This is a genomic window from Saccharothrix xinjiangensis (assembly GCF_039527585.1).
GTDB lineage: Bacteria > Actinomycetota > Actinomycetes > Mycobacteriales > Pseudonocardiaceae > Actinosynnema > Actinosynnema xinjiangensis.
Genome location: NZ_BAAAKE010000017.1, coordinates 1 through 23,114, shown reverse-complemented (window position 1 = coordinate 23,114; position 23,114 = coordinate 1). Strand labels below are relative to the sequence as shown.

20 protein-coding genes are annotated in these 23,114 nt (G+C 73.3%); 11 read left to right on the top strand and 9 right to left on the bottom strand.

Annotation, left to right across the window (positions count from 1 at the left end; genetic code table 11):
* Window positions 1–30: 30 nt before the first annotated feature.
* From arfA to ABD223_RS27875, 4 genes are read right to left on the bottom strand one after another with little or no spacing between them, the layout of a single operon-like run.
* The gene (gene arfA, locus ABD223_RS27890; protein WP_344039542.1) at window positions 31–1,530 is read right to left on the bottom strand and encodes an arabinosylfuranosidase ArfA; all 1,500 of its coding nucleotides are present in this window, start codon (window positions 1,528–1,530) and stop codon (window positions 31–33) included.
* Between the two features lie 32 nt (window positions 1,531–1,562).
* Window positions 1,563–2,450, bottom strand: coding sequence for a carbohydrate ABC transporter permease (locus tag ABD223_RS27885; RefSeq protein WP_344039541.1), 888 nt, complete (start codon window positions 2,448–2,450; stop codon window positions 1,563–1,565).
* On the bottom strand, window positions 2,447–3,397 hold the full coding sequence (locus tag ABD223_RS27880) for a carbohydrate ABC transporter permease (protein WP_344039540.1): 951 nt from the start codon (window positions 3,395–3,397) through the stop codon (window positions 2,447–2,449). Before ABD223_RS27880 ends, ABD223_RS27885 begins: the two co-directional genes overlap by 4 nt.
* Window positions 3,398–3,417: 20 nt before the next feature.
* Window positions 3,418–4,746: an ABC transporter substrate-binding protein gene (locus tag ABD223_RS27875; RefSeq protein ID WP_344039539.1), complete on the bottom strand. Its 1,329-nt coding sequence runs from the start codon at window positions 4,744–4,746 to the stop codon at window positions 3,418–3,420.
* A 371-nt stretch (window positions 4,747–5,117) separates the two neighbouring features.
* Between ABD223_RS27875 and ABD223_RS27870 the strand changes: the two genes are divergently transcribed.
* Window positions 5,118–6,149 carry a LacI family DNA-binding transcriptional regulator gene (locus ABD223_RS27870; RefSeq protein ID WP_344039538.1) on the top strand — a complete coding sequence of 344 codons (1,032 nt, stop codon included), beginning with the start codon at window positions 5,118–5,120 and terminating at the stop codon, window positions 6,147–6,149.
* Between the two features lie 179 nt (window positions 6,150–6,328).
* Window positions 6,329–7,315, top strand: coding sequence for a cellulase family glycosylhydrolase (locus ABD223_RS27865; protein WP_344039537.1), 987 nt, complete (start codon window positions 6,329–6,331; stop codon window positions 7,313–7,315).
* On the opposite strand, the gene ABD223_RS27860 is transcribed toward ABD223_RS27865, so the two are convergent.
* Both ABD223_RS27860 and ABD223_RS27855 read right to left on the bottom strand, forming a co-directional pair.
* The gene (locus tag ABD223_RS27860; RefSeq protein WP_344039536.1) at window positions 7,309–8,634 is read right to left on the bottom strand and encodes an acyltransferase family protein; all 1,326 of its coding nucleotides are present in this window, start codon (window positions 8,632–8,634) and stop codon (window positions 7,309–7,311) included. The two genes, ABD223_RS27865 and ABD223_RS27860, sit on opposite strands and share 7 nt — an antisense overlap.
* A gap of 126 nt (window positions 8,635–8,760) precedes the next feature.
* Window positions 8,761–10,218: a DHA2 family efflux MFS transporter permease subunit gene (locus tag ABD223_RS27855; RefSeq protein ID WP_344039535.1), complete on the bottom strand. Its 1,458-nt coding sequence runs from the start codon at window positions 10,216–10,218 to the stop codon at window positions 8,761–8,763.
* Window positions 10,219–10,484: 266 nt separating this feature from the next.
* Here ABD223_RS27855 and ABD223_RS27850 point away from each other — a divergent pair, with 266 nt between their 5' ends.
* Window positions 10,485–10,715 (top strand): hypothetical protein, encoded by a 231-nt coding sequence (locus tag ABD223_RS27850; RefSeq protein ID WP_344039534.1) that lies wholly within the window; start codon window positions 10,485–10,487, stop codon window positions 10,713–10,715.
* Window positions 10,716–10,808: 93 nt separating this feature from the next.
* Window positions 10,809–11,969, top strand: a complete 1,161-nt coding sequence (locus ABD223_RS27845) for a hypothetical protein (RefSeq protein WP_344039533.1) — start codon at window positions 10,809–10,811, stop codon at window positions 11,967–11,969.
* Between the two features lie 55 nt (window positions 11,970–12,024).
* Here ABD223_RS27845 and ABD223_RS27840 read toward each other — a convergent pair whose 3' ends face one another.
* Window positions 12,025–12,504: an Lrp/AsnC family transcriptional regulator gene (locus tag ABD223_RS27840; protein WP_344039532.1), complete on the bottom strand. Its 480-nt coding sequence runs from the start codon at window positions 12,502–12,504 to the stop codon at window positions 12,025–12,027.
* Window positions 12,505–12,745: 241 nt separating this feature from the next.
* On the opposite strand from ABD223_RS27840, the gene ABD223_RS27835 reads away from it, so the two are divergent.
* The 6 genes from ABD223_RS27835 to ABD223_RS27810 are packed head-to-tail and all read left to right on the top strand — an operon-like array spanning window position 12,746 to window position 19,040.
* Complete coding sequence (locus tag ABD223_RS27835; RefSeq protein ID WP_344039531.1) at window positions 12,746–13,600, top strand: TauD/TfdA family dioxygenase; 855 nt, start codon at window positions 12,746–12,748, stop codon at window positions 13,598–13,600.
* Window positions 13,597–14,685: an alpha-hydroxy acid oxidase gene (locus ABD223_RS27830; protein WP_344039530.1), complete on the top strand. Its 1,089-nt coding sequence runs from the start codon at window positions 13,597–13,599 to the stop codon at window positions 14,683–14,685. Before ABD223_RS27835 ends, ABD223_RS27830 begins: the two co-directional genes overlap by 4 nt.
* A 23-nt stretch (window positions 14,686–14,708) precedes the next feature.
* A complete protein-coding gene (locus ABD223_RS27825; RefSeq protein WP_344039529.1) occupies window positions 14,709–15,806 on the top strand; it encodes an aminotransferase-like domain-containing protein in 1,098 nt (365 codons plus the stop codon).
* On the top strand, window positions 15,803–16,993 hold the full coding sequence (locus ABD223_RS27820) for a DMT family transporter (RefSeq protein WP_344039528.1): 1,191 nt from the start codon (window positions 15,803–15,805) through the stop codon (window positions 16,991–16,993). Before ABD223_RS27825 ends, ABD223_RS27820 begins: the two co-directional genes overlap by 4 nt.
* Window positions 16,990–18,240 carry an ATP-grasp domain-containing protein gene (locus ABD223_RS27815; RefSeq protein ID WP_344039527.1) on the top strand — a complete coding sequence of 417 codons (1,251 nt, stop codon included), beginning with the start codon at window positions 16,990–16,992 and terminating at the stop codon, window positions 18,238–18,240. The genes ABD223_RS27820 and ABD223_RS27815 overlap by 4 nt, the downstream gene beginning before the upstream one ends.
* 32 nt (window positions 18,241–18,272) lie before the next feature.
* Complete coding sequence (locus tag ABD223_RS27810) at window positions 18,273–19,040, top strand: AfsR/SARP family transcriptional regulator (RefSeq protein ID WP_344039526.1); 768 nt, start codon at window positions 18,273–18,275, stop codon at window positions 19,038–19,040.
* Window positions 19,041–19,261: 221 nt separating this feature from the next.
* Here the strand turns inward: ABD223_RS27810 and ABD223_RS27805 are convergent, their stop codons facing one another.
* Both ABD223_RS27805 and ABD223_RS27800 read right to left on the bottom strand, forming a co-directional pair.
* Window positions 19,262–21,457: an MMPL family transporter gene (locus tag ABD223_RS27805; RefSeq protein ID WP_344039525.1), complete on the bottom strand. Its 2,196-nt coding sequence runs from the start codon at window positions 21,455–21,457 to the stop codon at window positions 19,262–19,264.
* Between the two features lie 6 nt (window positions 21,458–21,463).
* On the bottom strand, window positions 21,464–22,078 hold the full coding sequence (locus tag ABD223_RS27800) for a TetR/AcrR family transcriptional regulator (protein ID WP_344039524.1): 615 nt from the start codon (window positions 22,076–22,078) through the stop codon (window positions 21,464–21,466).
* Window positions 22,079–22,236: 158 nt separating this feature from the next.
* Between ABD223_RS27800 and ABD223_RS27795 the strand changes: the two genes are divergently transcribed.
* A partial coding sequence (locus tag ABD223_RS27795) for a serine/threonine-protein kinase (protein WP_344039523.1) occupies window positions 22,237–23,114 on the top strand: 878 nt, incomplete at its 3' end.

The window sequence follows — 23,114 nt, the reverse complement described above, 5'->3', positions numbered from 1 at the left end:
GAACGCCGCACGTGGCTGCGCCTGCCGGTCCTACGGCGCGGTCGAACCGCCTAGAGTGACCGCGCACCACGACACGGGCGGCAGCACCACCCGCAGGACGCCGTCGGCGACCTCGGTCCGGTGCGGGCGCGGCACGACGCGGTCGGGGTCCTGCTCGGTGTTGGCGGCCGAGGGGTCCGGGTCGTGCAGCAGCCACGCCTCGGCGGTCCGGGCGTCGCCCGCGGGCACGCGCAGCTCGACGGGCTCGGTCCGGTGCCGGTTGACCGCGAACACGGTCGTGCCGCCGTCGTCGTCGCGGGTGGCGACCGCGTCGACCACCGGCACGTCGCCGAACCGGGCGGTGGGCAGGGTGGGCGCGTCGACCGCGGTCCGCAGCACCTGCCCGCGGGCCAGCCGCGAGGTCAGGGCGAACGGGTGGAAGGTGGTCTGCCGCCACGCCGGGCCGCCGGGTTCGGCGCGGATCGGGGCGATGACGTTGACCAACTGCGCCTGGCAGGCCACGGCCACCCGGTCGGCGTGGCGCAGCAGCGAGATCAGCAGGCTGCCCACCACGACGGCGTCGGTCACGTCGTAGGTGTCCTCGATCAGCCGGGGCGCGACCAGCCACTCGGTGGGCGGGTCGGCCTGGAACCGGCTCAGGTACCAGACGTTCCACTCGTCGAAGGACAGGGTGATGCGCTTGTCGCTCTTGAGCCGGGCGCCGACGGCGTCGGCGGTGGCCACGACGCGGTCGATGAAGCGGTCCATGTCCACCGCGGAGGCCAGGAAGCTGTCCACGTCGCCGTCGAGCGGCTCGTAGTAGGCGTGCAGCGAGATGTGGTCGACCAGGTCGTAGCACAGCTCCAGGACGGTGGACTCCCACTGCCCGAAGGTCGGCATCTGCGAGTTCGAGCTGCCGCAGGCGACCAGCTCCAGCCCCGGTTCGGCCTGGCGCAGCGCCCGCGCCGTCTCCGCGGCCAGCCGCCCGTACTCGTGGGCGGTCTTGTGGCCGGTCTGCCACGGGCCGTCCAGCTCGTTGCCCAGGCACCACAGCCGCACCCCGTGCGGCTCCTCGGTCCCGTTGGCGCGCCGCAGGTCCGACAGCTGCGTGCCGCGCTCGTGGTTGAGGTACTCGTGCACGTCGAGCGCCTCGGCCACGCCGCGGGTGCCGAGGTTGACCGCGTACATGACCTCCGCGCCGGCCTTGCGGGCCCACCGGGCGAACTCGTCGACGCCGACCTCGTTGGTCTCGATGCTGCGCCAGGCCAGGTCGCGGCGCACCGGCCGGTCGGCGACCGGGCCGACCCCGTCCTCCCAGCGGTAGCCGGAGACGAAGTTGCCGCCGGGGTAGCGCACCACCTCGACGCCCATCTCACGGGTCAGGTCCAGCACGTCGCCGCGGAACCCGTCCTCGTCGGCGGTCGGGTGGCCCGGTTCGTGGATGCCGGTGTAGACGCAGCGGCCCAGGTGCTCGACGAACGAGCCGAACAGCCTGCGCCGCACCGGGGCGAGGACGTGGTCGGGGCTGAAGGCGAGCGAAGCGGTCAGCACGGTTCTCCTGCGGTGGTTCGGGAAGAGGGGGACTACTTGAGGGCTCCGGTCGCGGCGCCGCCGCGCCAGAAGCGCTGGAGCAGGACGAACGCCACGACCAGCGGGACGATCGCCAGCAGGGATCCGGTGACCACGAGGTTGAACAGCACCCGGGTGCCCGCTTCCTGCTGCGCGGTGTTGAACCAGGTGGTCAACCCCACCGTCAGCGGGTAGAGGTCGGCGTCGCTGAGCATCACCAGCGGCAGGAAGTAGTTGTTCCACGTCGCCACCAGCGTGAACAGGAACACCGTGACCAGCGCCGGGCGCAGCAGCGGCACCACCACCTGCCAGAAGATCCGCAGCTCGCCCGCCCGGTCGACGCGCGCGGCGTCGAGCAGCTCGACGGGCACGCTCTCGGCCACGTACACGCGCACCAGGTAGGTGCCGAACGGGCTGAGCAGCGAGGGCAGCACCACCGCCCACATGGTGTCCACCACGTCCACTTCGGACAGGATCAGGTAGGTCGGCAGGACCAGGGCGGTGGCCGGCACCATGATCATGCCCAGCAGCGCGGTCTCGAACAACCGCTTGCCCGGGAAGGAGAACCGGGCCAGGCCGTACCCGGCGAGCGCGGCCAGCGCCGTGGCGCCCGCCGCGCTGAGCCCGGAGTACACGGCGGTGTTGAGCAGCCAGCGGCCGTACACGCCGTCGTCCTCGCGGAACAGCTGCCGCACGTTGTCGACCAGGCTGAACTCCTCGCCGAACCACAGCGCCGGGCTGGACAGCAGGTCCGCCTGGCTCTTGGTCGCCGCGACCACCACCCACAGCAGCGGCACCAGGAAGTACAGCATCCCGGCCGCCATGAGCACGTGCGGCAGCCGGTGCCCGGTCCGCTGCCCGGCCCGGTTCGCCGAGGTCCGGTTCCCCGCGGTCCGGTTCACGACGTCCCCCCTCGGCGCCGGCGCACCAGCACCACGGCGTAGGCCACCACGAACACCACGAACCCGAGCGCGAAGGAGATCGCCGCGGAGTAGTGGAAGTCGGAGTAGGCGAAGGCCTGGTTGTAGGCGTACAGGTTCGGCGTGTACCCGGCGGACACCGCGGGCGCGAACCTGGCCATGATCTGCGGCTCGGTGAAGAACTGCATGGTGCCGATGACGGTGAACACCGCGGCCAGGGCGATGGCCTGCCTGATCGCGGGCACCTTCACCCGCAGCGCCACCTGCACCGGGCTCGCGCCGTCGATCACGGCCGCCTCGTGCAGCTCGCGCGGCACCCCTTGCAGCGCCGAGTACAGCACGATCATGTTGTAGCCGGTCCACGCCCAGGTGACGATGTTGCCCAGCGACGCCAGCAGGAGCGAGCCGCCGAAGAAGTCGATCGGCTCGCCGCCCACCAGCTCGGGCAGCTCGGCGAACGGGCCGAACGTCCGGCTGTAGAGGAAACCCCACATCAGCGCGCCGATGACGGCGGGCACGGCGTAGGGCATGAACGCGATCAGGCGGAACGCGACCGCGAACCTCGTGGCGACCGCGTCCAGCGCCAGCGCCGCCACGAGCGCCACGCCCAGCATGACCGGGATCTGCACCGCGCCGAACACCACCACCCGCAGCAGCCCGTCGAGCAGCACCGGGTCGGTGAAGGCGCGGGCGTAGTTGTCCAGGCCGGTGAAGCGGGTGCCCAGGGCCAGGCTGCGGCTGGACAGGCTCAGCCAGAACGCGTAGCCCAGCGGCACCACCAGGAACGCGACGACGACGAGGAAGAACGGCAGGACGAACAGCGCGCCGGCCACCGGGTGGGCGGTCGACCGGCGCGACGGCCGGCGCGGTGGCGGTGCGGGTGCCGGTGCGCCGGTCGTGGGCGCCTCGGCCGTGCGTGCGCGGGTCACGGGGCCTCCTGACCTGGTCGCTACCTGGTGACCTCGAAGCCCTGCTGCCGGGCGTAGTCGATGACGTTGCGCTCGGTCTCCTCCAGCACCTCGCTCCACGGCCTGCTGCCCTCCATCGCCTCGGCGGCGCGGTCGGTCAGCTGGCCGAACACGAAGTCCTGGAACGGCGTGTACTGGAACTCGCCCAGCTTCTGCGACACCGGCACGAAGATCTCGTTGACCTTCTGGCCGTTGAAGAACTCGTAGGCCTTGCCGGTGAACGCGGGGTCCGCGGCGACTTCCTCAACCAGCGGGTACAGGAACGCCTTGTTCAACCCCACGTCCCAGGCCGCCTTCGAGCGGCCGAACAGCTCGCGCGCCACCTTCGTGGCCGCCTCGGGGTTCTTCGCCTGCTTGGTGACGGTGAACGTCGAACCGCCCCAGTCGCCGTGCTCGTCGGCGCCCGCCGTCCACTGCGGCATGGGCGCCACGGCCCACTTGCCCGAGGTGTTCTTCAACGAGCCTGCGACGTAGCCGGGCGTCCAGCCGGCCGCCGCCCAGGTCCAGTACCTGCCCGAGTCCAGCGCGGCGGTGGCGTCCGCGGTGAAGAACGGGTCCTTGGCCATCAGCCCGCGGTCGACCAGGTCGCCGAGCAGGTCGAGCACCTTCCGGCACTCCGGCGCGGTCAGGTCGATCCGCACCCGGTCGGGCGCCTGCGCCCGCGAGTAGCCGTAGGGGCGGCAACCCGCCTGCCACATCAGGCCGTTGAGCCAGCCGCCGTCGCTGCCGAAGCTGGCGATGAACGCGTCCGGGTCGACCGCCTTGACCCGGGCTGCGGCGTCCGCGTACTCGGCCCACGTCGTCGGCACCGGGATGCCGTGCCGGTCGAACAGGTCCTTGCGGTACATCAAGGCCATCGGGCCGCCGTCCACGGGGATGGCGTAGACCTTGTCGCCGTCGGTGGCCTGGCTCCAGGCCCACTCGGCGTAGAGGTCCTCGTCGTCGTTCGCGCCGTGCAGGCCCATGTCCACCAGCGCGTCGAGGATGACGAACGTCGGGATCTGCTGGAACTCGACCATCGCCACGTCCGGCGCGCCCTTGCCCGCGGTGAACGCCGTCTTGAGCTTGGCGTACTGGTCCGGGCCGGTGCCGACGTTGGTCCACTCGACCTGCACGTCGCTGTGGGCGGCGTTGAAGGCGTCGACCACGCCCTTGAACTCCGGGTACCACGCCCACACCGACACCCGGACCGGGCCGTCGCCACCGCCGTCGTCGTCGGCGCCGCAGGCCGCGGAGGCGAGCAGGCAGCCCGCGACCAGCACCGACCCGACGGCCCGCCACACCTTGCGCGACCGGTTGACACGAAGCACGAGGCAGCACCTTTCCGTCGCGGCACACCAGTGGGCACGCGCGACTGCCATCACGGAGCGTCATCGGCACGCCGGGAGGGACGACGTGCCGAGCGGTGATCCCGCAGGGCGGACGCCGTGGGCCGCCAGGATCGGTCGGGTGTCGCACCACGTCGCGGATCCGGTCGCGCCGGACCGGTGAACCGCCGTGGTACCGGGCTTTGCTGCGCTGCAAAGCACTATGGCCCGCCTCTTGCCGCGCTGCAAGACCCAATCCGCTCGCACTTCGGCCGAGGCCCACCGGACCGGCTTGTCCCGGCGCACGTCGCCGGGCACACTCCTCGCAGCGCTGCAACGGCGAACGGGCCGCGCAGGGGACACGCGGGAGAGACATGCGCGATGCCACGCTGCGTGACGTAGCCCTTCTCGCCGGGGTGTCCCCGCGCACGGTCTCCAACGTGGTCAACGGCTACGCCAAGGTCACCGAGCGCACCCGGCAGAAGGTCGAGCTCGCCATCGCCGAACTCGGCTACCGGCCCAACGTGCTGGCCCGCAACCTGGCCAACGGCCGTTCCGGGCAGATCGCCGTGGTCGTGCCCTACCTGGACACGCCGTACTTCGCCGAGCTGCTCCAGGCGGTCATCCCCGGGGCCCGCGAGCGCGGCTACAACGTCCTGGTCGACCAGACCGACGGCGACCCGCGCCACGAACGGGACCTGCTCCGCCGCAGCGGGCGCGCGTTCCCGTTCGACGGCATGATCTTCAGCCCGCTGGGCCTGGCCCAGGAAGACCTGCCCGACGACCCGTCACTGCCCCTGGTCGTGCTGGGCGAACGGGTCTCCAACGGCGTCTTCGACCACGTGGGCATCGACGACGTCGCCGCCTCCCGCACCGCGACCGCCCACCTGATCGGCCTGGGCAGGCGGCGCGTGGCGGCCATCGGCGACCAGCCCTACCCCACCGGCGAAGCCGCCCAACTGCGCACCCGGGGTTACCGGCGGGCCCACGCGGACGCCGGCCTGCCGGTGGACGAGTCGCTCGTCATCGGCACCCCGCGCTTCAACCGCGCCGACGGGGCCGGGGCCATGAGCCGGCTCCTGGACCGGGACGACCCGCCGGACGCCGTCTTCTGCTACAGCGACCTGGTGGCCCTGGGCGCGCTCCACGTCGCCCTGGCGCGAGGGCTGCGCGTGCCCGAGGACATCGCCCTGATCGGCTACGACGACATCGAGGACGGCCGCTACTCCAACCCCCCGATCAGCACCATCTCGCCCGACAAGGTCGCCATCGCCACCACCGCCGTCGACCGGCTCCTGGAGCGCATCAACAGCGACCGGCCGCTGCCAGGGGTGGAGGTGCGCGCCGGGCACCGGCTGGTCGTCCGGCACAGCACCGCCGGGCGCGCCGCGCCGGTGACCAACTGAGACCGGTAAGCGCTTAACCGATTCACTTTGTCCGATACCGGCCAGATTCGGCCTCTGCTCATACGCGCCCCTTGACGCTTAACCGGTTAACCGATTGCATCGGGTCTCGAACCGGTTGCCCCCGCCACCCAGCGGTTCCGGGATGTCAACGATGTCAACGACGACACGGTGAGGAAACCATGACCACACGATGGTCCCTGCTCGCGGCAACGGTCCTGCTCGCGACCGCCGCGCCCCTGCTCGGCGCGCCCGCCGCCTCGGCCGCCAACGGCTTCTACGTCGGCAACGGCCGCCTCTACGACGCGAACGGCAGCGAGTTCGTCATGCGCGGGGTCAACCACGCCCACGCCTGGTACCCCGACCGGACCGGCCAGGCGCTCAAGGACGTCAAGGCGCTGGGCGCCAACTCGGTGCGGGTGGTGCTGGGCAGCGGTCAGCGGTGGACGCGGACCAGCGCCTCGGAAGTGTCCTCGATCGTGTCGCAGTGCCGGTCGAACAAGCTGGTCTGCGTGCTGGAGGCGCATGACACCACCGGTTACGGCGAGCAGTCCGGCGCGGCGACGTTGAGCCAGGCCGTGGACTTCTGGGTCGGCGTGAAGGGCGCGCTGGTGGGCCAGGAGCGCTACGTCATCATCAACATCGGCAACGAGCCCTACGGCAACAACAACTACGGCAACTGGACCAACGACACCCGCAACGCCATCTCGCGGCTGCGGTCCAACGGCTTCACCCACACGCTCATGGTGGACGCCCCGAACTGGGGCCAGGACTGGTCGTCCACCATGCGCGACAACGCCTCCTCGGTGTTCAACGCCGACTCCCAGCGCAACACCGTCTTCTCCATCCACATGTACGGCGTCTACGACACCGCGTCCGAGGTCACGTCCTACCTCAACGCCTTCGTCAACGCCCGGCTGCCGATCGTGGTCGGCGAGTTCGGCGACAACCACTCCGACGGCAACCCGGACGAGAACACCATCATGGCCACGGCCCAGTCCCAGCGCATCGGCTACCTCGGCTGGTCCTGGAGCGGCAACGGCGGCGGTGTCGAGTACCTCGACATGGTCACCGGCTTCAACCGCGGCAGCCTGACGAGCTGGGGCAACCGCATCTTCAACGGCTCCAACGGGATCAAGGCGACCTCGCGGCAGGCGAGCGTCTACTGAGGACTGGCGGGGACCGGCGCCAACGACGACCGCCGGTCCCCGCCGACCAGCGCCGGCCCGCCGGCGCACACGAACGCCGCGCACACCAGGAACACCCAGGGGAGCGGTCCGTCCAGCGGGTTGCCGCTCGGCGGCAGGGCGAAGCCGGTGGCCGCCAGGCCCAGCAGGCCGGTGGCGCCCAGCACCGCGGCCACCACGGGCCGGGCCACCCCGCCCGGCGCGCCGCCGGAGCCGCGCGACTCGAAGCGGCCGAAGACCCGCAGCAGGCCCACCAGCACCAGCGCGGTGACCGCCACCCAGACCGGCGCGCTCGCGAGCCAGAGCACCGTCCCGGGCTCCGGGGTGCGGTAGCCGAAGCCGATCACCGCGATCCCGGCGACCACCACCAGCGCCGGCATGTGCCACAGGTAGACGCTCATGAAGCGCGGGCCGAGCAGGCGCAGCGCGGCGGCGACGGGTGGGCGCCTGCCGAGCGCGTCCAGCACCGGGCGCAGCGCCAGCAGCAGGCCCACCTGGCCGATGCCCAGCGCGACCAGCAGCACGCTCGGCGGGCTCATGTTCGACATGGGCGCGCCGGGCATCCCGATCATGCTCGCCGGGTACGGCCCGAAGAAGACCATCAGCGCGGTGACGCCGTACCCCGCGGCCGACATCGCCAACGCGCCCCGGCGGCGCAGCGCGCCCAGCCTGCCCTCGGTGTAGTGGAAGCCGACCTGGTGCACCGCCAGCCACACGAACACCGCGTTCGCGTAGCCGATCAGCCACACGTCGTTGAACCGGGCGAGGTCGACCAGCACCCCGGCGACGCCCAGGGCCACGGGCACGGCCAGGCCCCACCGGCTGTGCGCGGCCACGGCCAGCGGCGTGACCAGCACGGTGAGCAGGTAGACCGCCAGGAACCACAGCAGCTGGGCGGCGACCGCGCCCGCGACCTCGACGGGCTGCTCGGCGACACCGGCGATGCGCAGCAGGCCGGGCACGACCAGCCACACCGCCAGCAGCGGCAGCGCGGGCAGCAGCAGGCGCCGCACGCGCGCGGCCAGCCAGTCGCGGCCGGTGCCGCCCGCCGCCTGCACCCGGCGCAGGGACAGCAGGTTGGCCGCGCCGCCCGCGAAGAACACCAGCGGCATGACCTGGGACAGCCAGGTGAACAACCACCAACCGGGCGTGGTCAGCGCGTTGCCCGTGCTCAGGCGACCGGCGGAGTAGCCGAGCACCGGCATCAGCCAGTGCTGCGCCACGACACCGACGATGGCCAAGGCGCGGACCACGTCGAGGAACAGATCACGTACCCCGGTGTGCGACGGGCTCGAAGACATGATCCCCAGCATGGTCGGGACGACGGCCCGGCACAGCGGTGCCAGCCTCCGTTCCCGGGTCGACTTTTCCCCACCCCAGGGGTGGGGGAAAGCCCACCCCAGGGGTTGGTTCAGGCAACCCGCCGATCAGGCCGGCGACTCGGCCTTGCCGCCCTTGACCAGGAAGGACCCGGCCACCGCGGCCAGCGAGGCGATCGCCGCGAACAGCAGCGCCAGGTGCAGGCCGCCCATCTCGGCGCCCACCGCGGGCTGACCGGACGCCAGCAGGTCCGCGGCCCGCCCGCTCATCACGCTCACCAGCAGCGCCACCCCGGCCGCGGCGGCCAGCTGCTGCGTCGTGCTGAAGATCGCGCTGCCGTGGGAGTAGAGCCTGGACGGCAGGGCGCCCAGGCCCGCGGAGAACAGCGGCGTGAACGAGAACGCCAGCCCCAGGCTCAGCACCAGGTGGAACACCAGCACCAGCGCGGGGGGCGTCGAGGCGTCGAACGTGGCCGCGAACCACAGGGACGCGCTGGTCGCGATCGTGCCGATGACCAGCAGCGGCCGCGGGCCCACCCGGTCGTAGAGCCGGCCGACGAACGGCGACAGCAGACCCATCAGCAGGCCGCCGGGCAGCAGCAGCAGGCCCGTGGCCAGCGGGTCGAGCCCCAGCACGTTCTGGGCGTAGATCGGCAGGATCGTGACGACGCCGAGCAGCAGGCCCATCATCACCATCATCAGGGCGCTGGCCAGGGTGAACGTGCGGAAGGCGAACGTCCTGAGGTCCAGCAGGGCGCGTTCGCGGCGCTGGAGCGACACCTGCCGCAGCACGAACGCCGCGATGCCGGCCACGCCCACCGCCAGTGACGACCACAGCACCGCGGAGGAGGACCCGGAGGTGTGCCCGATGCTGGACAGGCCGTAGACCAGCCCGCCGAAGCCGAACACCGACAGCACCACCGACGGCACGTCCAGCGGGGCCCGGCTCGACTCGCCGATGCTCGTCACCAGGCGCAGCCCCAGCACCAGGGTCGCCAGCGAGATCGGCAGCACCGCCCAGAACATGGCGCGCCAGCCGAACAGGTCCAGCACCACGCCCGACACCGTCGGGCCGATCGCCGGCGCCACGGAGATGACGATGGAGATGTTGCCCATCAGCGCGCCGCGGCGGGCCGGCGGCACGAGCGTCATGACCGTGGTCATCAGCAGCGGGAGCATGATCGCGGTGCCGCACGCCTGCACCACGCGCGCCACCATCAGCACCGTGAAGCCCGGCGCCAGCGCCGCGATCAGGGTGCCCGCGCTGAACAGGCCCATCGCCACGCCGAACAGCACGCGCGTGCGCACCCGCTGGATCAGGTAGCCGGTGACCGGGATGACCACCGACATGGTCAGCAGGAAGCCGGCCGTGAGCCACTGGCCCACCGAGGCGGTCACGCCCAGCTCGGTCAGCAGCACCGGCAGCGCCACGCCCATGATCGTCTCGTTCAGGATGACGACGAACGTGGCGACGAGCAGCACCCCGATCACGGTGCGGTCGCCGCGGCTGAGCGCGGGTGACGAGGCGGCGCCCGGCACGGCGCCGGGCACGTCGGTAGTGATCATGCGGGATCCCCCCGGGGAACAACGGGCGCGAAGACGGGCGACAGCGCCCGGAACACCCTCGACAATACCGGGGCCGATCGCGCCGCGAGCGCCCATTTCCGCCGCCGGCGAACGACGTGCGGACGGTCACAACACCCCGCGCGCCACCGGTTCCGCCCGGTTCGGACCCGCCTCCCGGCCGCGATGCCCGAACCGGGGGACCCGCGGCGCGCGGCGCGGCGGACCGGGTTCCCGCGTAGGCTCGGCAGGGCCGGGAGGGAGCGCGCATGACGGACGAGGAGCTGGTCGTCGAGTTCGCCCTGACCCGCCTCGACCACCCCGACCTCGACCTGGAGGAGGTCGCCGCGCTCGTGGTGCGGCGGGTGGGCCCGGAGCACATGCTGGAGTTCGCCTCCCGCACCCTCGCGGTCCGCGACGAGCTGCGCGGCGCGCTGTTCCCCTCCGCCGTCGAGCACGTGCTGCGGGTGGTGCTGACCCTCCGCGGGCCCGCGGACTGAACCGCCGAACCGCGTCGGGATGGCGGTTGATCCACGTGGCGGGTGTCGCCATGATGACCCTTGTGGGCGTTCCACCAACAAGGGGGTAGTCCGGTGAAGAAGTGCCGAGCAGTGGTCGTCGGGCTGGTGGCGGTGCTCGTCGCGGCGGTGGCGCCCGCGGTGCCCGCGCAGGCGGCGACGACGCTGCCCGCGGCCGACTTCCGGCTCAAGGCCACCGGCTACTCCGGGCTGATCGACGACCTGGACGCCGCGCTGCCCAACGTGAGCGTCCCGACCGTGGTCGGCGACGGCAACCGGGCCGCCACCTCCTGCGCGCCGGCGGCGGCCAACCGCGTCGCCGCGTTCTGCTGGAACAGCGGTGACGACGGCGTCGCGTACTGGATGCCCCAGGGCATCACCACGACCGCCGACGCTTACGGCGAGGCGACCTACGAGGGCGTCACCGCGATCCTGGTCAGCTGGTACGACAACGGCTCCGACGGGATCGAGCGCGGCGTCCGGGTCTCGTTCGTCGACTACTCCACGCCCTCCGCGCCCACCTACCGCCACGTGCTGCTCGTCGAGCCTTACACCAACGGCTCGGGCCAGGCCTCGTTCCGGCCCGTCACCCTGCACGCCGGCGGCATGTTCTGGTACGGCCACCACCTGTACGTCGCGGCCACGGGCAGCGGTTTCCGGGTCTTCGACCTGCGCCACCTGTGGCAGACCAGCACCACGGACAGCTCCGCGATCGGCCGCCAGGCCGACGGCAGCCACCAGGCCTTCGGCTACAAGTACGTGCTGCCGCAGGCCTTCGCCTACAACCAGTCGACCGCCAACGGGCGCGCGAACATCCGCTTCTCGTTCGCCGCGCTGGACCGCACCAGCACCCCGGACAGCGTCGTGGTCGGCGAGTACGCCAACCCCGGAGCGGGCAGCCGCCTGTTCCGCTTCCCGATCGACTACACCGACCGGATGCTGACCGAGTCCGCCGACGGCTACGCCCGCGCGAGCGAGGCCTACGAGGTGTCGGTGCAGAGCATGCAGGGCGCGACCGCGATCAACGGCAAGTTCTACCTGTCGACCAGCGACGGCAGCGGCAACAAGGGCGACCTGGCCACGTTCACGCCCGGCGGTCCGGTCGTCATGCGCGCCGACGTGCTGCCGATCGGGCCCGAGGACCTCTCCTACTGGCCGGCCAAGGGTCAGCTCTGGTCGCTCACCGAGTACGCGGGCAACCGCTCGGTCTTCGCCGTGCGCGCCTCCGCGTACTGACGCCGCCGAAGCTCCCCGGGAGCCGGGGAGCTTCGGCGGCGCGCACCCCCGTCCCTCACCGCGGCTCGACCGTCGGCAGCGTCAGCGTGGTCCGGACGGGGTCCAGCACGAACATCGTCGTGTAGCGGCGGATGTTGGGCGCGCTCTTCAGCACCTCGTCGGCGACCTCGCGGTGGTGGGCCATGCCCGTCGTCGCGAGGATCACCACGTAATCGCAGTCGCCCGACACGTTGTAGACCTGCTGCACGTGCGGGTTCGCCAGCACGCGCGCCCGGAACTCCTCGTGCGCCTCGACCGATTCCCGGTCCAGCGTGACCGTGCAGACGGCCAGCAGCACGTCGACCGCCTTGCGGGGGTCCAGCACGGCCACCGTGCGGTCTATCAGCCCGGCGTCCCGGTAGCGGCCGATGCGCCGCTGCACGGCGCTGGGCGACAGCCCCGCCAGCTCGCCCAGGGCGGCCAGGGTGCGTGCGCTGTCCTGCTGGAGCAGGGCTAACAGGGCGTGGTCGATGTCGTCCAAGGCGATCCGCGGCACGCAACGATTTTGCGCGGCTCCGGCACAACTTTCAATCGCGGCCCGCCCGAACTCGGCTAGCCTCACCACCCGGGCGCGCGCGTCGCGGTCGAAATCGAGCCGAAAGCCGGGGGGAATCCACGGTCGTTAGCGTTGGTCATCGGTAGCGTTCACATTCCGGATGTAAGGGGACGGACACACGATGTCCAGCGTTGTCGCAATACCCGCGCACACCGTTTCCGAAACCGAATTGGTCGATCTGGTGAACGGCGGGAAACCGCCCGTCGCGCTCGCCGAATTCGCCCGTGATTCCGGGCGGGAGGGGTTTTTGCTGCTGCGCGGCCTGCCGATCGGGGAAATCCCGCCGACGCACGTCGACGGCAGGCCCGCCACGCTCGCCGGGCACCCCACCGACGACCTGCTGCGCGGCTTCGCCGACGCCCTCGGCACGATGGTCGGCTACGCCGAGGAGAAGGGCGGCGCCCTCGTCCACGAGGTGCAGCCGGTGCCCGGCGACGAGGCCCGGATCGAGAACTCCGGCTCGGTCGCCTTCGACTTCCACACCGAGAACGTCCACCACCCGCTGCGCCCGGACTACCTGGGCCTGATCTGCCTGCGCCAGGACCACCTCGGCGTGGCCGCCACCCGGGTGGCCTCCGGCCGGAACGCCCTGGAGCTGCTGGACCCCGCCACCGCGGCGACCCTGCGGCAGCCGGTGTTCCACAGCAACCACCCGACGTCGTTCACCCGCGGCGGCGCGGAGGTCGCGCCCGCCGGGCCGCACCCGGTGTTCTACGGCGACCCGGCCCGCCCGTTCCTGCGGTTCAACTCGCACAACACCTTCGCCGTCACCCCGGCGGGCCGCGCCGCGCTGGTCCGGCTCGCCGAGGCGCTGGAGGAGGTGTGCCACGACGTGCTGCTCGAACCCGGCGACTGCGTGATCGTGGACAACACCGTCGCCGCGCACGGACGCACCGCGTTCGTCCCCCGCTACGACGGGCGGGACCGCTGGCTGCGCCGCTTCTACTCGGTCCGCTCGTTCCCGCGGGTCGTGCAGGACATGATGGCCGGGTCCCGCGTCATCCCCGCCCTGGGCGACATCCGGGGCGTCTGGTGACCGCCGTCGAACCCCGCGTCGACCACACCGCCGCCGACGTCGAGGCCGCGTGGCGCGAGCGGACACCGGCGCCGGTCCGCGCCTACGTCGCGGGCGGCGCGGGCGCGGACGGCACGGTCGAGGGCAACGAGGCCGCGTTCCGGTCGGTCTGGCTGACCCCGCGCGGCATCCGCGCCTCCGACGGGGGTCCGGACACCGGCACCACCCTGCTCGGCCACGAGCTGACCAGCCCGGTGGTGCTGGCGCCGACCAGCCCCCAGCGCCTGCTGCACCCGGACGCCGAGCTGGCCACCGCCCGCGCCGCCGCGCGCCGGGGCGTGCTGTCGATCGTCAGCACCGACACCCACCACCCGTTCCCCGACATCGCGGCCGCGTCACCCGGCCTGACCTGGTTCCAGCTCTACGGCTACCGGGACCGCGCGCACGTCGCCGAGACCGTCGCCTACGCCGAGCGGGGCGGCGCGACGGCCCTCGTGGTCACCGTCGACGCCTCGGACAGCGCCCGCCGCGTCGGCACCTGGCGCGCCGGGTTCCGGCTGCCCGACGACGTCGACTACGGCACGCTGCGCGCGGTGGGCGTGCTCGACGGCGCCGCGCCCGCCTCGGGCCGGCTCGACCGGCTGCCGGTCACCTGGGCGGACCTGGCCTGGCTGCGCGAGCTGACCCCGCTGCCGCTGCTGGTCAAGGGCGTGCTGCGGGCCGAGGACGCGCGCCGCTGCGTGGCCGAGGGCGCGGACGGCGTCATCGTCTCCAACCACGGCGGGCGCCAGCTCGACGGCGTCGTGCCCAGCCTCGTCGCGCTCTCCCGCATCGCGCCCGAGCTGCCCGCGGGCACCGCGCTCCTCGTCGACGGCGGCGTCCGGTCCGGCGTGGACGTCGCCAAGGCGCTGGCGCTGGGCGCCCACGCCGTGTGCCTGGGCAGGCCCTACCTGTGGGGTCTCGGCCTGGACGGCGAGGCCGGCGTCGGCCGGGTGCTCGACCTCGTCGACGCCGAGCTGCGCGACGCGCTGCGCCAGCTCGGCGCGTCCTCGGTGGCCGAGCTGGACCGGTCCTTCGTCGCCCTCCCCGGCGCGCACCCCCTGTGAAACCCCTCCCGATTGGCGGTCCCATGTCACCCAGCCCCGTCCAGTTCACCCGCGGCGTCCCGCCGGAGGAGGTGCTGCTCGTGGACGAACTGGCCAAGATCACCACCGAGGTGCTCGCCGAGCGGCCCACCGAGGTGTTCCAGTACCCGCGCATCGGCGGCAACCTCGGTGACGAGCGGCTGCGCGCGGCGCTGGCCGCCCGCCACGGCGTCGACCCCCGGCAGGTGTTCGTCGGCAACGGCTCGCTCCAGGTGCTCGACCTGCTGTCGCAGCTGCTGCTGGGCCCCGGCGGCGGCGACGTCGTGGTGGAGTCCCCGACCTACGACCGCGCCGGCCTGATCTTCCAGCGCCACGGCGGCCGCGTGCTGGGCGTGCCGCTGAACGGCGACGGCCTCGACGTCGAGCGGCTCGAAGCGCTCGTCGCCCGGCGGCGGCCGGCGTTCCTCTACACCATCCCCGACTTCCAGAACCCCAGCGGCGCGTGCGCGTCGGAGGGCAACCGGCGGGCCCTGGTCGACCTCGCGGAGCGGCACGACTTCCCGATCGTCGAGGACACCCCGTACCGCAGGCTCCGGTTCCGCGGCGTCGAGCAGCCCGCGCTCTCCGAGCTGGCGCCGCACCGGGTGATCACGGTCGGGTCGTTGAGCAAGGTGCTCAGCCCCGGCCTGCGCGTCGGCTACGCCATCGGCGACCCGGGACTGGTCGCCGGGCTGGCCGAGCTGGGCGAGGGCACCTACCTCACACCGACCCCGCTGTCCCAGGCGGTGGCGGCGCGGTGCCTGGAGCTGGGGGTCGTGGACAGCGCGGTCGCCACCGCGGTGTCGTTCCTCAAGCCGCGGCACGACGCGGCCGTGGCGGCGGCCCGCGAGGCGTTCGGGGACCAGGTGGTGGCCGAGCCCGGCGGCGGCTACTTCCTCAGCGTGCTCGCGCGGTCCGCGCTGCCGGAGCCGGAGTTCCTGGCGGCGGCGGCCGACGCGGGCGTGCGCCTGGCCCGCGGGTCGGCGTTCTTCCCGGGCGGCCTGCCGGACGGGAGGCTGTTCCTGCGGCTGCCGTTCCAGGCGCTGCCCGAGGCCGAGTTCGCCCGCGGCGTGCGGCTGCTGGCCGACGTGCTGACCCGATGACCAGGTCGAACCTGCTGACCGGCCTGGTCATGGGCACGCTGGGCGCGATCGCGATGGGCAGCGCCGCGCCCGCGCTGAAGATGCTCGCGTCCACCGAGCTGTCCCCGGTCAACGTGATCCAGGTGCGGACGGTGATCGGCGCGGTCGCGCTGCTCACCGCCGCCCTGCTCCTGCGGCGCGGCCGGTTGCTCATCCCGCGCCGCGACTGGTGGCTGGTGGCGGTGTACGGCGTGGTGACCATCGCGGTCAACCAGGTCCTCTACACCGTCGCCCTGGCCAGGCTGCCGGTGGGCGTCGCGCTCCTGCTGGAGTACCTGTCGCCCGTGCTGGTCGCGCTGTGGGTGCGGTTCGTGCAGCGCAAGCAGGTGCCCAACCTGCTGTGGGTGGGCATCGCCGTCCTGCTGGCGGGGCTCGCGCTGGTCAGCAAGGTCGGCACGGCCTCGGGCCTGGACGGCGTCGGCGTGCTCTTCGGCCTGCTGGCGGCGCTGACCCTGGCGGGCCGGTTCCTGCTGGCCGAACGCGGCCTGCGCACGCACGACCCGCTGGTCATGGCCACCTGGGGCGGCTGCCTCGGCGCGCTCGCGCTGGTCGCGGCGGGCGCGGTCGCCCCGTTCCCGGTGTCGGCGCTCGCCGGGACGGCCACCCTCGGCGAGGCCTCCGCCCCGGTGTGGGCGCTGGCCCTGTACGTGGGGCTGATCGGCATGGCGGGTGCGATCCTGCTCGCCGTCGTGGCCCAGCGCACCATCCCGTCGACCTCGGCGAGCCTGGTGGCCGCGCTGGAGATCATCGTGGGTGGCGTGCTGGCCGCGGTGGTGCTCGGCGAGCGGCTGACGCCGGCGCAGTGGGTCGGCTCGGCGGCGATGCTCGTGGGCATCGTGCTCGCCCAGGTCGCGGTGGCCCGGCGGGGCGCTGAACCCGTGCCCGTCACGGGGGCGGCGGCGGACGTGGTCGTGGTCGCGGTCCCGGGAGCGGCGCCGGGAGCGGGAGCGGCACCAGGGCCGGAGCCGGGTCCGGGCGTGGGTGCGGGTTCAGGTGCGGGCGTGGGTCCGGGTGCGGGCTCGGGGCCGGAGGTGGGAGTGGCCCCGGCGTCGAGCGCTGTCCCCGGCGCGGGCGCGCCCCCGGGACCCGGCCCGGGTGCGGGGTCCGGCGCGGGCGTGCCGCGGGCCGATTCGGGGGCGCCGCGGTGAGCACCGGGTCGCTCCTGTTCGTCAACGTCCGGCGGACGCACCTGGAGCGCGGCGCGGCGTTCGAGGCGGCGCACCGGCTCGGCCACCGGGTCGTGCTGCTCGCCGACCGCGTCCCGGACGGCCTGCCGGGCACGGTGACCGCGATCGAGGCGCCCACCGCGTCCGTGCCGGACGACCTGGTCGACGCCCTGGCCCGGGAGCACCGGGTCGAGGGCGTCCTGGCCTGGTCGGACGGCGACGTGCGCACGGTCAGCCGCATCGCCGCGCGCCTCGGCCTGCCCGGTCCGAGCCCCGGGGCCGCCCTGCGGGCCAAGGACAAGGCGCTGATGCGGGCGGCGGTCGCGGCGGCGCACCCGGACCTGGTGCCCCGCTTCGCGCGGGTCGCCTCGCGGGACGACCTCGTGGCCGCGCTCGACCGGGTGGGGCTGCCCGGCGTGCTCAAACCCGCGACGTCGTCCGGCAGCCGGGGCATCTTCCTCGTCGACGGCGAGGCCGGGCTGCGCGCCGCCTTCGAGCGGCTGCGCGGCTTCGGCGCGCTGATCTACGAGGAGTTCCTGCCCGGCACCGAGCACAGCGTCGAGGGCTTCGTGCACGCGGGCGCGGTGCACGTCGCCGGCGTCACGGACAAGCGCACCCTGGACCCGTTCCGCGTCGAACTGGCGCACCGGCACCCCAGCGTCCTGCCGCCCGCCGCGCTCGACCGCGTGCACGACGTCACCGCGCGGGTCGTGGCCGCGCTCGGCCTCGACGACTGCACCTTCCACCTGGAGTGCATGGTCGGGCCGGACGGGCGGGTGCGGCTGGTCGAGGTCGGCGCGCGCGGCGGCGGCGACTTCATCGCCTCGCACCTGGTCACCCTGGCCACCGGCCGGTCGTTCGCGGAGAACTCGGTGCGGGTGGCGACGGGTCGCCCGCCCCTCGCCGCGGACGGGCCGCCGATGGGCGCGTGCGTGCGCAAGCTCGTGACCGACCGGACCGGGACGGTGACCGGGTACGCCGGGCTGGACGACGCGGCGCGCACGACCGGGGTGCGCCACCTGGTCGTGGAGCGGCCGGTCGGCGCCGAGGTCGACCAGCCGCCCGTCGACTACAAGTCCTGCGTCCTGGGCGCGGTCATCGCGGTCGGGGCCACGCCGGAGGAGGCGGGCGCCGCGGCCGAAGCCGCCGCCGAAGCGGTGACGGCTACTGTGAAGACACGGACGAACACCTACCGTGAAGAACCGGTAAGCTCGATGACGCTGAGTTAAGGCCTGGTAAATCCTGGGGGAGGCTGTCCACCTTGTTCGGCTTCAGTGTGCTCGGATCGCTGCGCGTCCATTCCGGTGACCACGTGGTCCCGATCCCGTCAAGACGCCAGCGCGTCGTCCTGGCGGTGTTGCTGCTCAATTCCGGGCAGACCCAGTCGGTCGACCGGATAGCGGCCGCCGTGTGGCCCTCCGAGGGGCCGAAGAACCCGGAGAACCAAATTGCCATCTGCGTGCACGGCATTCGCCGCAAGTTCGCCGGGCGCGGTATGCCGGAAAGCCTCGTCCGGACGGACCCGGGCGGCTATTCGGCGGACGTCGCGCCCGACCTCGTCGACACCGGCCGCATCCTCGCCCTGACCGCGACCGCCGCCGAGCTGGACCGGGCGGGCTTGGTGGAGGAGGCCGCCCACCGCTACCGCCAGGCCCTGGCGCTGTGGCGCGGCCCGCTGCTCCAGGGCCTCGACGTGCCGGCGCTCGCGCCGGAGTCCCGCTGGTGGGCCGAGAAGCGCGTCGACGTGGTCGAGCAGCTCGCCCGCCTGGAGCTGGCCCTGGGCCGGTCGCGGGAGGTCCTGTCCGACCTGACCGCCCTCGTCGCCGAGCACCCGCTCCGCGAGAACCTCCAGCGCCTGCTGATCACCGCGCTCTACCACAGCGGCCGCCGCGCCGACGCCCTGCACGCCTACTTCGTCGCGCAGCGGGACCTGCGGGCGGGCGCGGGCATCGACCCGTCGTCCGAGCTGCGGCGGCTGCACAGCGACATCCTCAACGACGTCACCCCGAGCGTCCTCGCCGTCGCCTGACGCCGCCCGCGCCGCGACCCGGCTGCCCGCCACCGGTCCGGCCGCGCCGGGGCGTCGCGCACCCCGCGCCGGACCTGCCCGCCCACGTGGGCCGGCACCCGTCGACGACCGCGCGATCGACCGGTCCGACGTGTGGGGCGCCTGCCCGAACGCGACCGCCGGGGCTGAACGCGGGAACCCCGGCGCCCCCTCGTCGGGGATCGCCGGGGTTCCGCGCGCGATCAACGGTTGGCGTCGACCAGTGCCTCGTCCCGCGACCGGGACCCGGCGTCCTCCAGGCCCGCGCCCTCGACGTCGAGGGCGGGCAGCCGGCGCAGCCACTTGGGCAGCCACCAGGCCTTCTCGCCCAGCAGCGCCAGGGCGGCCGGCACGAGGACCATGCGGACCACGAAGGCGTCCACCAGGATGCCGATCGCGAGGGCGAAGGCGATGGACTTGATCGGGCCCTCGCCCGCCGGGACGAAGCCCGCGAACACCGAGAACATGATCAGCGCGGCGGCCACGACCACGGGCGCGGCCTGGCGGAAGCCGGTGGTGATGGAGTCGCGCGGCGACCGGCCGCGGTGGTGCGCCTCGTGCATCCGGGACACCAGGAAGATCTGGTAGTCCATGGCCAGGCCGAACAGGATGCCGACCATCAGGATCGGCGTCAGGCTCAGCAGCGGGCCGGTGCCGTCGAGGTTGACCGCGCCGGCCAGCCAGCCCCACTGGAACACCGCCACCGTCGCGCCGAGCGAGGCGCCGATGGTGAGCAGGAAGCCCAGCACGCCCACCAGCGGGACCAGGATCGACCGGAACACCAGGACCAGCAGGACGAGGGCCAGGCCGACGACCAGGGCCAGGTAGATCGGCATGGCCTCGTCGAGGGCCACCGCGACGTCGACGCTGACCGCGGTGGTGCCGGTGACGTACGTGGTCGCGCCCTCGACGCCGGCCAGGTGGTCGCGCAGGTCGTCCACCAGGCGCTCGGTGGCCTCGGTGGCGGGCCCGGACTCGGGGATGACGGTGAGCATCGCGGCGGAGCCGTCGGCGTTGGGCGTCGGCGGCGTGACCAGGGCGACGTCGTCGATGCCCTGGATCCCCTGGACGGTCCCGGCGGCGGTCCCGGCCGCGTTCGCGCCCTCGAACAGCACCACCAGCGGGCCGTTGAAGCCCTCGCCGAAGCCGTCGGCCAGCAGCTGGTCCGCGCGTTCCTGGGAGGAGCCCGCGGGCGGCGCCATGACCAGGGTGGTCTGCATGGAGGTGACGGGCACCGCGATGACGCCCAGGCCGATGACCGCGAGCAGCAGCGTGGCCACCCGGTTGCGGGTCACCACGCCGATCCAGCCGCGGAAGAAGCCGCGGTCCCGGGCGTCCTCGGCGGTCTCGTCGCCGCCGGCGGCCCGCACGGGCTCGGTGCGCTGCTTGCGGGGCAGCGCGCGCTTGCCGATGTAGCTCAGCACCGCCGGCACGAGGGTGATGGCGACCAGGACGGCGACGATGATCGTCAGCGCGGCGGCCACGCCCATCTGGGTCAGGAACGGGATGCCGACCACGGTCAGGCCGGCCAGGGCGATGACCACGGTCAGGCCGGCGGTGACGACCGCGGAGCCCGCCGTGCCCACGGCGGCGCCGATGGCGTCGCCGACGTCCTTGCCCTCGCGCAGCTCCTGCCGGTAGCGGTTGATGATGAACAGCGCGTAGTCGATGCCCACCGCCAGGCCCAGCATCGCGGCCAGGATCGGGGTGGTGGACTGGAGGTCCATGAAGCCGGTGGCGATGGTGATGCCCAGCGCGCCGATGCCCACGCCGACCGCGGCGGTGAGCAGGTTCATCCCGGCCACCACCAGCGACCCGTAGGTCAGGGCCAGGATCAGCAGGGCGATCACGACGCCGATGACCTCGGCCGCGCCGCCGATGTGCGGCGGCGCCTGGACGGCCTCACCGCTGACCTCGGCGGTCAGCCCGCCGGCGCGGGCGCCCTCGACGGCGTCGGTCAGCGCGGTGCGCTGCTCCTCGGTGACCTCGCCGACCTTGGCCTCGTAGGTGACCGTGCTGTAGGCGGTGTCCTGATCGGCGTTCACGGCGGGCGCCCGGGGGTCGAGCGGGTTGCTCGCCGAGGTCACACCGGGCAGCGTGCCCAGCTCCTGCACCAGCCCGGCGACGCGCTGGGCGTTCTCCGGGGTGGTCAGCTGCTGCCCCTCCGGCGCCTTGACCACCACGCGGGCGGTCGCGCCGCCCTGGGAGCCGAACTCCTCCTTGATCTTGTCAAGGGCGGTGGTGGACTCCTGGCCGGGGATGGAGAAGGAGTTGGCCGTCGCCCCGGAGAGGGTCACCGCGCCGACGGCGGTGCCGGCGAGCACCAGCAGCCACAACAGGACGACGACCAGTCGGCGCCGGTGCGCGCCGAAGCCGAGTCGGTAGAGCAGACGTGCCATGGGGGATCAAGCCTCCGCCTGGGCGAGGTCGAACGGGGATGGGGAAGGGGAAGCACGACGGTGACCGAGCGCGTCGAGGCAGGTCGTGACGATGTGGGGCCGCCAACCGGTCTTGTCGCCGGCGCGGTTGGCGGACAGGCTGAGCACGGCCAGCGCGGAGAGCATCCCGACGACCCGGACCAGCCGCTCGGTGTCGCCGGAGTCGGGGGTGACCCCGAACACGTCGAAGACGAGGCGGTCGACGCCCGCCAACCCGTTGTCCCCGTCGTCGGTCTCGTCGCTGCCGAGCGTGTTGATCGCCCGGGACGCCAGCGCCACCAGGCCGGGCCGTTCGAGGGCGAAGTCGACCAGCAGCTCCACCGCGCGCCGGTCGCGCGCCGGGCCGTCGGGCAGCGGCGACACCTGGTCCAGCACGTGCTGGCTCTGCGTGCGGCCCATCTCCATCGCGGCCTCGAACAGGGCTTCCTTGCTGGGGAAGTGGTGCAGCAGCCCGGCCTTGGACAGGCCGACGGCGTCGGCGAGGTCCTTCAGCGACGTGTGGGCGAACCCGTGCCGCGCGAACAGCCCTGCCGCGCGGTCGAGGATCTGCTCGTCGACGTACTGGCGGGTCAGTCGTGCCATGCGTCCGACGGTACCCATCCACCTACCGTTTCGGTCGGTCAACCGACCGAAACGGTAGGTGTGCTTGATCACTCCGGCACGACCTCGGCCGGTCCCGGAACCGCGGCGGCCCGCCCCGCGTCGATCGCAGCGTACGGAGCACGGAGAACGCGGGGGACATGGCTGACGAGGTGTTCGGCCCCTACCGGATCGGGCAGCTGCTCGGGCGCGGGGGCATGGGAGAGGTGCACCGCGCGCACGACACGGTGCACGACCGGGTCGTGGCGCTCAAGCGGCTCGCGCCCGCCCTCAACGACGACGCCGCGTTCCGGGCCCGCTTCCGGCGCGAGGCGCAGGTGGTGGCCAGGCTGCGGGAGCCGCACGTCATCCCGATCCACGCCTATGGAGAGATCGACGGGCGGCTCTACCTGGACATGCGCCTGGTCGAGGGCGCGGACCTGACCGACGTGATCGCGCGGGGGCCGCTGGAGCCCGAGCGGGCGGTGCGGATCGTCGAGCAGGTGGCGGGCGCGCTCGACGCCGCGCACGCCGACGGGCTCGTGCACCGCGACGTGAAGCCGTCCAACGTGCTCGTCGCGCCGGGCGACTTCGTGTACCTGGTGGACTTCGGCATCGCGCGCAGCGCCTCACCTGCCGCGACGCACATCACGGCCTCGGGCGACGTGATCGGCACGCTCGACTACATGGCCCCCGAGCGGTTCGAGAACGGGCCGGTGGACGCGCGGGCCGACGTCTACGCGCTGGCCTGCGTGCTGTTCGCCTGCCTGACCGGTCGGCGGCCCTTCGACGCCGACGGCACCGCGGCCCAGATCTGGGCGCACCTGAAGGAGGCCCCGCCCCGGGCCGGCGCGCTCAACCCCGCCGTGCCGGCCGCGCTGGACCACGTGATCGCCCGCGGCATGGCCAAGGACCCGGCCGGCCGGCACGAGAGCGCGGGCGCCCTGGCCGTCGCCGCCCGCGCCGCGCTCGCCGCCGTGCCACCGCCCGGTCCGGTCGCGCCCCCGGCCACGCCGCCGGCCCGCACCCCGACCGCGAC

Coding starts and splice junctions, on each gene's coding strand:
- ABD223_RS27850 (WP_344039534.1), top strand. CDS start 10,485: ATGACGGACGAGGAGCTGGTCGTCGAGTTCGCCCTGACCCGCCTCGAC.
- ABD223_RS27825 (WP_344039529.1), top strand. CDS start 14,709: ATGTCACCCAGCCCCGTCCAGTTCACCCGCGGCGTCCCGCCGGAGGAG.
- ABD223_RS27855 (WP_344039535.1), bottom strand. CDS start 10,218: ATGATCACTACCGACGTGCCCGGCGCCGTGCCGGGCGCCGCCTCGTCA.
- ABD223_RS27860 (WP_344039536.1), bottom strand. CDS start 8,634: ATGTCTTCGAGCCCGTCGCACACCGGGGTACGTGATCTGTTCCTCGAC.
- ABD223_RS27805 (WP_344039525.1), bottom strand. CDS start 21,457: ATGGCACGTCTGCTCTACCGACTCGGCTTCGGCGCGCACCGGCGCCGA.
- ABD223_RS27820 (WP_344039528.1), top strand. CDS start 15,803: ATGACCAGGTCGAACCTGCTGACCGGCCTGGTCATGGGCACGCTGGGC.
- ABD223_RS27870 (WP_344039538.1), top strand. CDS start 5,118: ATGCGCGATGCCACGCTGCGTGACGTAGCCCTTCTCGCCGGGGTGTCC.
- ABD223_RS27800 (WP_344039524.1), bottom strand. CDS start 22,078: ATGGCACGACTGACCCGCCAGTACGTCGACGAGCAGATCCTCGACCGC.
- ABD223_RS27865 (WP_344039537.1), top strand. CDS start 6,329: ATGACCACACGATGGTCCCTGCTCGCGGCAACGGTCCTGCTCGCGACC.